The organism is Erwinia sp., from assembly GCF_031978025.1.
GTDB lineage: Bacteria > Pseudomonadota > Gammaproteobacteria > Enterobacterales > Enterobacteriaceae > Erwinia.
Map to the genome: position 1 here is coordinate 1 of NZ_DALZCD010000201.1, position 8,142 is coordinate 8,142.

Sequence of the window (8,142 nt, forward strand, 5' to 3'; positions counted from 1 at the left end):
GGGCGTCGGAACCGCGTTTAACCAGGCAGATTCCGTCTCCAGAAAACAGCCGGGTGATGCGAAAGCGCCTAATAACGACGCTCTTGATCCTATTCTGAACGACAACATGATATCAGCCAGGCAGCTGAACGCTGCGCAGACGGACGGGGTGCTGTGGGTCACCATGCGCCCGCGGAACGTCGCATTTAACTACATCGTAAGGGCCGCATAATGGCAAAGACAACACTGGATAAAAGCGGCCTGGCAAAATCGGCTGGCACGCTGACGGTCTACAACTACGACAGCCTGAGCGGCGAATTTACCGGCGCAACGGATGAATATTTGCCGCAGGGCGTGGGCGTTCCGGCCTGCGCCTGCAGCAGCGCGCCGCCTTCTGCAGAGTCGGGCCTTGTATCGGTTTACCGGGACGGCGGCTGGCAGACCGTGGCAGATTATCGTGGCGAAACCGTCTGGTCCACTGCGGACGGTACGGCGACAGCAATCACCGCGCCGGGCGATTACCCGGAGGGCACCACCACGCAGGCACCGGCAACCGTGTTTGATAAGTGGGACGGTGAGAAGTGGGTAACGGACGGCGACGCGCAGCGAACCGCAGCGGTAAGTGAAGCCGAAGCCGAAAAGGCGGCGCGTATCAGCGAAGCCAACAGCATGACCCAGGCGTGGCAGACGCAGTTGAGACTCGACATGATCACCGATGCGGATAAGGCATCGCTTACCGCTTGGATGAAGTACGTGCAGGCCGTGCAGGTGGTTGATACCGCCTCACCGGATATTATCTGGCCGATAAAGCCAGTATGATTTTTATTCATACTTTTGAAAGAGCGCATGAATGATATTTTCATGCACTCACAACCTAATTTGTAAAAAACAGAAATCCGATTTCCTTATAAAGCAGAGGCTACCCCCAACCAATGTAAAAATAACCGCTAACAGTCAAAGCTACAACAAGATATACTGGAGGGATAAAACATTCGTTCCCCTTGAATACAGTGAAAAATATTGTTTTCCCTTCGCTGCGGATGAATAAATAGCAAAGTCCGCAGGATATTGAGAGCAGAAAAAGTAAAAGCAACAGCCTCATGAAAGACGAAGAACCCGAAATTTCACCCAAGCCATTTTTGTATATCAGCACACCGGCAGTAATTAAAGTCAAACATATAAGGTTGTAAGCTAAACCATAAGCCCATAACAGTACATCCGAAAGAACTTTCCTAATAAAGACCCCAATCGCTCCCAGGTATCCAGGGTACTTCCAGACCCCTACTGCTTGCCCATCCATATCTTTGAAAATGACTGCAATTACTGTGGTAATTATTAATACCGGAAGGACAACACCAAAAATATTAATCTGGCGTATCATATACGATACGTAATAGCTAGAAGCAGAGAAATCTTTTTCTGATGATATTACTAAATATATAACAATAGATATTACTGACCAAGGGATGAGTCGATAAAGCATTTCACGAAAAAGGCTTTCTTTCATCCACTTATCCAAAGGCGTTGATTCTGATTTCACAACGTAGTCTCCTTGCCTACCAAGTTCGAACTTGCATAAAAGTACATTAATAGTTAGGTCGCTTATTAATAGTACTTTTCCTTAAAAATAACAATTGTTTGTTCATCGGTCACCAGACCCCAATCGAATGCACCGCCCCGCCTGAACGGGCAATCTGAGCACACCCATCACACGGAGTGCATCAGATGTCTGATTATCATCACGGTGTCCGCGTCGTCGAAATCAACGACGGCACGCGCACTATTTCCACCGTCTCCACGGCGATTGTCGGGCTGGTCTGTACCGCCGACGACGCCGACGCGACCGCGTTCCCGCTGAACACGCCGGTACTGTTAACCAACGTGCAGGCCGGTATCGCGAAAGCCGGTAAAAAAGGCACGCTGGCCGCGTCCCTGCAGGCAATTGCCGACCAGTCTAAACCGGTCACGGTCGTGGTGCGCGTGGCCGAAGGCGCGACCGACGCGGAAACCGTCTCCAATATCATCGGCACCACCGACGAAAACGGCCATTACACCGGCATGAAAGCCCTGTTAAGCGCGCAGACCCAGCTCGACGTCAAGCCGCGCATTCTCGGCGCGCCGGGTCTCGACTCTTTAGAGGTGGCGACCGCGCTTGCCGGTATCGCACAGCAGCTGCGCGCCTTCTGCTACGTCTCGGCATGGAACTGCAAAACCGTTTCTGACGCGCGCAAATACCGCGAGAACTTCAGCCAGCGCGAAATCATGGTTATCTGGCCGGACTTTATCGCCTGGAACACCACCGCCAACGCGTCCGAAACCGCGTACGCCACGGCGCGGGCGCTGGGCCTGCGCGCCAGAATCGACAACGACACCGGCTGGCACAAGACGCTTTCTAACGTCGGCGTGAACGGCGTCACCGGGATTTCGGCGGGCGTCTTCTGGGACTTGCAGCAGACCGGCACCGACGCCGACCTGCTTAACGAAGCCTGCGTGACCACGCTTATCCGTAAGGACGGCTTTCGCTTCTGGGGCAACCGCACCTGCAGCGACGACCCGCTGTTTGCGTTTGAGAACTATACCCGCACCGCGCAGGTGCTGGCCGACACGATGGCCGAAGCGCACATGTGGGCCGTTGATAAGCCGCTGACGCCGGTACTGGTGCGCGAGATTATCGCGGGCATTAACGCCAAATTCCGCGAGCTGGTCAGCGCCGGTTATCTGCTGGGCGCTAACTGCTGGTACGACGAGGCGGCCAACGATAAGGACACGCTGAAGGCGGGCAAACTGTCGATTGATTACGACTACACGCCGGTGCCGCCGCTGGAAGATTTAACCCTGCGCCAGCGCATCACCGACAAATACCTGGCGAACTTCGCCGCGTCCGTTAACAGCTGAGGGCTGAAAAATGGCACTGCCACGCAAACTAAAGGGAATGAACCTTTTTAACGACGCCAACAGCTATCAGGGCGTCGTGACCAGCGTCACGCTGCCGAAGCTGTCGCGCAAGCTTGACCCGTTCCGGGGCGGCGGCATGAGCGGCGCGGCGCATATTGATATGGGCCTGGACGACGACGCGCTGGATATGGAATGGAGCATCGGCGGCCTCGACGAGCTGGTGCTGTCACAGTGGGGCGCAACGTCCGTGCCGCTGCGCTTTACCGGCTCGTACCAGCGCGACGACACCGGCGAGGAAATCGCGGTGGAAATTGAGGTGCGCGGAAAACATCAGGCGTTTGATTTTGGCGAGGCCAAACAGGGCGAGGACACCGAAACCAAAATCACCACCAAATCCACCTATTACAAGCTGACCTTTAACGGCAAAGAGCTGATCGAAATCGACACCATCAACATGGTGGAGAAGGTCAACGGCACCGACCGCCTGGAGCAGCGCCGCAAAAATATCGGCCTCGTTTAACCCCTGAGCCAGCGCCCGGCGCTGGCCTTAACCCCCTTTTGCACAGAGAGAACAATCATGGAAACCAAAGAAAACACCGTTACCCTGGAAACCCCGGTTATGCGTGGCGAGCAGGCGATTAACACCATTGATGTTATCAGGCCCAATTCCGGCGCGCTGCGCGGCACCCGCCTGGCCGACCTCGCAGGCTCGGACGTGGACGCGCTGATTACCGTACTGCCGCGCATCACCCTGCCCGCACTGACAAAAGCGGAGTGCCTGAACCTCGACCCGGCCGACCTGATTGCGCTGGCCGGTAAGGTGATCGGTTTTTTGTCGCCGAAGTCGGACGCGTAAGCTGGCCCAAAGCGCTGACCGTTAACGACCTGATGGCGGACATCGCGACGGTGTTTCACTGGCCGCCGTCTGAAATGTACGCCATGCCGCTGGCCGAGCTTATCGACTGGCGGCACAAGGCCATCATTCGCAGCGGAGTAAAAACCGATGAATAACCTCAAGTTGCAGGTGCTGCTGAAGGCGGTGGACCAGGCAACGCGGCCTTTTAAGGCTATCCAGAACCAGACGAAAGCGCTGGCGGGCGGCATCCGCGACACGCAAAGCAGCCTGAAGGCGCTGGACGCGCAGGCGGCGAAGATTGACGGCTTTCGCAAATCAAGCGTACAGCTGGCCGTCACGCAGCAGAGCCTGAAGGACGCCAGAGCCGAGGCGGCCGCGCTGGCCGTGGCCTTTAAAAATACTGAAAAGCCCACCACGGCGCAGGCCCGCGCGCTGGAAAAAGCGCGGCAGGCGGCCAGCGAGCTGCAGACCAAAAGCAACGGGCTGCGCCTGTCGGTGCAGCAGCAGCGCGAGGCGCTGAACGCCGCCGGGATCTCCACCAAAAGCCTCGGCAGCGAGCAGCAGCGCCTGAAAACCGCCGCCGCCCAGGCGACCGTCACCCTGAGCCGTCAGAAAATGGAGCTGCAGCGCCTGAGTCAGCAGCAGGAGCGGCTGAACCAGACCGGCGAGCGCTACCGCAGAGGGCAGGAGCTGTCGGCGAAAATGCGCAACGTCGGCGCGGCCGGTGTCGGTGCGGCCACGGTCGGCGCGGTCGCGGCCTCTTCCGTGCTGCGCCCCGGCTACGACTTCGCGCTGGCTAACTCCACGCTGCAGGCGACGCTCGGCCTTGATAAAAACTCCGCTGACTTTCAGTCGCTGCGTACCCAGGCACGCAGCATCGGCGACAACACGGCGGCCTCGGCCAACGACGCCGCGCAGGCGCAAATCGTTATCGCCAAATCGGGCGCGAACGTTGACGACATTAAGGCGGCCACGCCGGTGACGCTGAATATGTCGCTGGCGAACAACCGCACGATGGAGGAAAGCGCCGAGCTTTTAATGAGCACCAAAAACGCGTTCGGGCTGGCAAACAGCGAGGTCGCGCACCTGGGCGACGTGATATCCGCGACGCTCAACAGAACCGCGACCAAATTTGAAGACCTGAGCGACGCCATGCCCTACGTCGCGTCGGTGGCGAAAAATGCAAAGGTGAGCGCGGAGCAGACGGCGGCGATGATTGGCGCGCTGGCAAATAACGGCACCACCGCCAGCATGGCCGGTACAGGCATTCGCGCCATGCTGCTGCGCGTGCAGGCACCGACCGGCGAGGCGTTCAGGGCGATAAAAGAGCTGGGCGTGAAGACCGCCGACGGCAAGGGCAATATGCGGCCTTTCTTCACCATCCTGAAGGAGATGCAAAAATCCTTTGCAAAAAATAAGCTCGGCGACACCCAGCAGGCGGAATACCTGAAGACCATTTTTGGCGAGGAAGCGGCATCTTCGGCAGTCACGCTGATTAAATCCGCCGCCAGCGGTGAGCTAGACAGGCTGACGAAAACCTTTAAAGGGTCGGACGGCAGCACGGCAAAGCTGGTCAACGTGCAGCAGGACAACCTCGGCGGCGATTTCAAAGAGCTGCAGTCCGCCAAAGAGGCTATCGGCACCGACCTTTATGACGGCCTTGATAAAACCCTGCGCTCGCTGACCCAAAAAAGCACCAGGTTCCTGCTGACCGTGGACGGCTGGATTCAGAAAAACCCGGTACTGGCCGGAGGGATCGCCAAAGCCGCCACGGCGGGCCTGATTTTCGTGGGTGCGCTGGGCGCTATCGGCCTGATTGCCTGGCCGGTGATTGCCGGGATTAACATGCTGATTGCGGGCGCGGGCCTGCTCGGCACGGTGTTCAGCGTGGTGGGCGGCGCGATTACGACCGCGCTGGGCGCTATCACGCTGCCGATTGCAGTTGTGGTGGCCGCCGTCGTGGCCGGTGCGCTGTTAATCCGTAAATACTGGGAGCCGGTTAAGGCATTTATGGGCGGCGTGGTCGATGGCTTTGTCGCCGCTGCGGGGCCGATAAGCGACGCCTTTGCGCCGCTGAAGCCGGTTTTAGACTGGCTGACGGACAAAATCCAGACCGCGTGGAGCTGGTTTAAAAAGCTGCTGGAGCCGGTGAAGTCCACGCAGACGGAGCTGAAAAACGCCGGGGATATGGGCAAAAAATTCGGCAACGCGCTGGCCGAGGGGCTGAAGATACCCGGCAAGGCGCTTGACCAGCTGACGAACGGCATTACGTGGATGCTGGAAAAGCTGCACCTTATCGACAGCAAGTCCGGTGATTTAAAGGACAAGGTGCCGGGCGGCGATCCGCAGGATAAACACGACCCGGTCGCGCCGAACGGCCTGCCGTGGAGCCTAGCCGATACCGGCCCGGCCTACAGCCCGGTAACGGCACCGGCGGCGGGCGGCTACAGCGACCAGAGCCAGAACAGCTACCAGTACGATATCCACATGCATCCGGGCATGACCAAAGACGACGCGCTGGCGCTGATGGCGGAGCATCAGGCCCGCGAGCAGCGTAACCGCCAGGCGCAGCAGCGCAGCAAAATGGGATGGGAATAAACATGATGATTTACGGGCTGCTGCCGTTTATGCGCCAGACGCTGCCCTATTCGGACATGCAGCAAAATATTGACTACCGCTGGCCCACAAACAGCCGTATCGGGCAGCGGGCATCGGCGCAGTTCCTCGGCGTGGGCGATGAAAAAATTACCCTGACCGGCGAGCTGCGCCCGGAGGTGACCGGCGGTGCCGTGTCGCTGCTGAGTTTTAAGCTGCTGGCCGACGAGGGCCGGGCGTGGCCGCTGATTGGCGGTAACGGCACCATTTACGGGATGTACGTCACGGAGAACTTTTCCGCCTCGCACAGCGAGTTTTTAAGCAACGGCAGCGCGCTGAAAATCACCTTTACGCTGAGCCTCAAGCGCGTTGACGAGTCGTTAACGTCGATGTTTGGCGACCTGCAGAAGCAGGCCGCCGGGCTGATAAGCGGAGCCGGAAACCTGCCGGGCCAGGCCACGTCCGCTATCGGCCAGGCGAAAACCGCTGCTGCCAGCGTGACGGCTACCATGGGCGGGCTGCTGTCGTGAGTATCAGCAGCATGGCAATACAGGCGGGCGCGCAGATGGCCCCGGACTTTATGCTGTCGGTCAACTCTAAAGACGTGACGGCCAACATCCGCGACCGGCTTATCTCGCTGACGCTGACCGATAACCGGGGCTTTGAGGCCGACCAGCTCGACCTTGAGCTGGACGACGCCGACGGGCTGCTGGCGATGCCGGTACGCGGCGCGGTGATTACGCTTTTTCTCGGCTGGAAAGGACAGGCGCTGGTCGGCAAGGGCGAGTTTACCGTGGATGAGGTGGAGCACCACGGCACGCCGGATACCATGACCATCAGGGCCAGAAGTGCGGATTTTCGCGGCACGCTTAACTCGCGGCGCGAGGTGTCGTATCACGACACCACCCTGGGCGACGTGGTGAGGCAGATAGCGGAGCGTAACAAACTGAAGGCGGTGCTGGCCGACGGATTTGCCGCACAGGCGGTGAGCCATGTCGACCAGACGCAGGAAACCGATGCGGCCTTTCTGACGCGCCTTGCCACGCTGTACGGCGCGGTGGCCGCCGTGAAGGCCGGAAAGCTGCTGTTCCTGCGACCGGGCAGCGGCGTAACCGCCAGCGGCAAGCCCATTCCGCAGCTGAACATCACCCGGCAAGACGGCGACCGGCACAGCTTCAGCATTGCCGACCGGGGCGCGTATACCGGCGTGTCGGCAAGCTGGCTGCATACCAAAGACCCGAAGCCGAAAAAGGTAAAGGTGAAGCGCAAGCCGAAAGAGAAACACCTGCGCGCGCTGGAGCACCCGGCGGCCAAAAAGAAAAAGGCCACGGCCAAAACGCCGGAGGCAAAGGAAGGCGACTATCTGGCCGGGACGGAAGACAACGTGTTTGCGCTGACCACGGTTTACGCAACCAAAGCCGCCGCCATGCGGGCCGCGAAAGCAAAGTGGGACAAGCTGCAGCGCGGCGTTGCCGAGTTTTCACTGACGCTGGCAATGGGGTGCGCGGATCTCTTCCCCGAAACGCCGGTCAGGGTCAGCGGATTTAAAACGGTGATCGACGCGCAGCCCTGGCTAATCAGCAAGGTGACGCACAGCCTGAACGGCAGCGGCTACACCACGGCGCTGGAGTTTGAAGTGCTTTTATCTGATGTTGACTACGAAACGGAAGACGGTGAAACAGGGTGATATAACCGTAAATTAAAATTTGCAAGTTAAAGTTTGATTATGCAAAATCCAAACATCCCCTACCCCGCTTCGCTTTTACAGGTTAAAACAACAATGATGCATTGCCCGCTTTGCCAGACCGCTGCCCATG

Annotated in this window: 9 protein-coding genes and 1 pseudogene; 9 read left to right on the forward strand and 1 reads right to left on the reverse strand. The window is 58.6% G+C overall.

The features are described 5' to 3' along the window. Positions 1–211: pseudogene (locus RTK32_RS15435) on the forward strand (phage tail protein); the annotation flags it as partial. After that, entirely contained in the window at positions 211–798 is a 588-nt protein-coding gene (locus tag RTK32_RS15440) for a tail fiber assembly protein (RefSeq protein WP_312045510.1), read from the forward strand. The pseudogene RTK32_RS15435 and the gene RTK32_RS15440, both read left to right, overlap by 1 nt. Before the next feature lie 100 nt (positions 799–898). Here RTK32_RS15440 and RTK32_RS15445 read toward each other — a convergent pair whose 3' ends face one another. After that, on the reverse strand, positions 899–1,519 hold the full coding sequence (locus tag RTK32_RS15445) for a hypothetical protein (protein WP_312045512.1): 621 nt from the start codon (positions 1,517–1,519) through the stop codon (positions 899–901). Between the two features lie 185 nt (positions 1,520–1,704). Between RTK32_RS15445 and RTK32_RS15450 the strand changes: the two genes are divergently transcribed. Genes RTK32_RS15450 through RTK32_RS15480 form a run of 7 tightly spaced genes read left to right on the forward strand, consistent with a single transcriptional unit; the run spans position 1,705 to position 8,012 of the window. Then, positions 1,705–2,874, forward strand: a complete 1,170-nt coding sequence (locus RTK32_RS15450; RefSeq protein WP_312045513.1) for a phage tail sheath protein — start codon at positions 1,705–1,707, stop codon at positions 2,872–2,874. A 10-nt stretch (positions 2,875–2,884) separates the two neighbouring features. Further along, positions 2,885–3,394 carry a phage major tail tube protein gene (locus RTK32_RS15455; protein WP_312045515.1) on the forward strand — a complete coding sequence of 170 codons (510 nt, stop codon included), beginning with the start codon at positions 2,885–2,887 and terminating at the stop codon, positions 3,392–3,394. 57 nt (positions 3,395–3,451) lie between these two features. Continuing rightward, on the forward strand, positions 3,452–3,730 hold the full coding sequence (locus RTK32_RS15460) for a phage tail assembly protein (protein WP_312045517.1): 279 nt from the start codon (positions 3,452–3,454) through the stop codon (positions 3,728–3,730). Positions 3,731–3,762: 32 nt separating this feature from the next. Then, on the forward strand, positions 3,763–3,885 hold the full coding sequence (locus tag RTK32_RS15465) for a GpE family phage tail protein (protein WP_125287881.1): 123 nt from the start codon (positions 3,763–3,765) through the stop codon (positions 3,883–3,885). Continuing rightward, positions 3,878–6,328, forward strand: coding sequence for a phage tail tape measure protein (locus RTK32_RS15470; protein ID WP_312045520.1), 2,451 nt, complete (start codon positions 3,878–3,880; stop codon positions 6,326–6,328). The genes RTK32_RS15465 and RTK32_RS15470 overlap by 8 nt, the downstream gene beginning before the upstream one ends. A gap of 2 nt (positions 6,329–6,330) precedes the next feature. Continuing rightward, positions 6,331–6,855, forward strand: coding sequence for a phage tail protein (locus RTK32_RS15475; protein ID WP_312045522.1), 525 nt, complete (start codon positions 6,331–6,333; stop codon positions 6,853–6,855). An 11-nt stretch (positions 6,856–6,866) separates the two neighbouring features. Continuing rightward, on the forward strand, positions 6,867–8,012 hold the full coding sequence (locus tag RTK32_RS15480) for a phage late control D family protein (protein WP_312045524.1): 1,146 nt from the start codon (positions 6,867–6,869) through the stop codon (positions 8,010–8,012). The last annotated feature ends 130 nt before the right edge of the window (positions 8,013–8,142 follow it).

Bases quoted from the DNA above. Each gene is read 5' to 3' on its own strand.
- RTK32_RS15450 (WP_312045513.1), top strand. From the start codon at position 1,705: ATGTCTGATTATCATCACGGTGTCCGCGTCGTCGAAATCAACGACGGC.
- RTK32_RS15465 (WP_125287881.1), top strand. From the start codon at position 3,763: ATGGCGGACATCGCGACGGTGTTTCACTGGCCGCCGTCTGAAATGTAC.
- RTK32_RS15455 (WP_312045515.1), top strand. From the start codon at position 2,885: ATGGCACTGCCACGCAAACTAAAGGGAATGAACCTTTTTAACGACGCC.
- RTK32_RS15460 (WP_312045517.1), top strand. From the start codon at position 3,452: ATGGAAACCAAAGAAAACACCGTTACCCTGGAAACCCCGGTTATGCGT.
- RTK32_RS15480 (WP_312045524.1), top strand. From the start codon at position 6,867: ATGGCAATACAGGCGGGCGCGCAGATGGCCCCGGACTTTATGCTGTCG.
- RTK32_RS15470 (WP_312045520.1), top strand. From the start codon at position 3,878: ATGAATAACCTCAAGTTGCAGGTGCTGCTGAAGGCGGTGGACCAGGCA.
- RTK32_RS15475 (WP_312045522.1), top strand. From the start codon at position 6,331: ATGATGATTTACGGGCTGCTGCCGTTTATGCGCCAGACGCTGCCCTAT.
- RTK32_RS15440 (WP_312045510.1), top strand. From the start codon at position 211: ATGGCAAAGACAACACTGGATAAAAGCGGCCTGGCAAAATCGGCTGGC.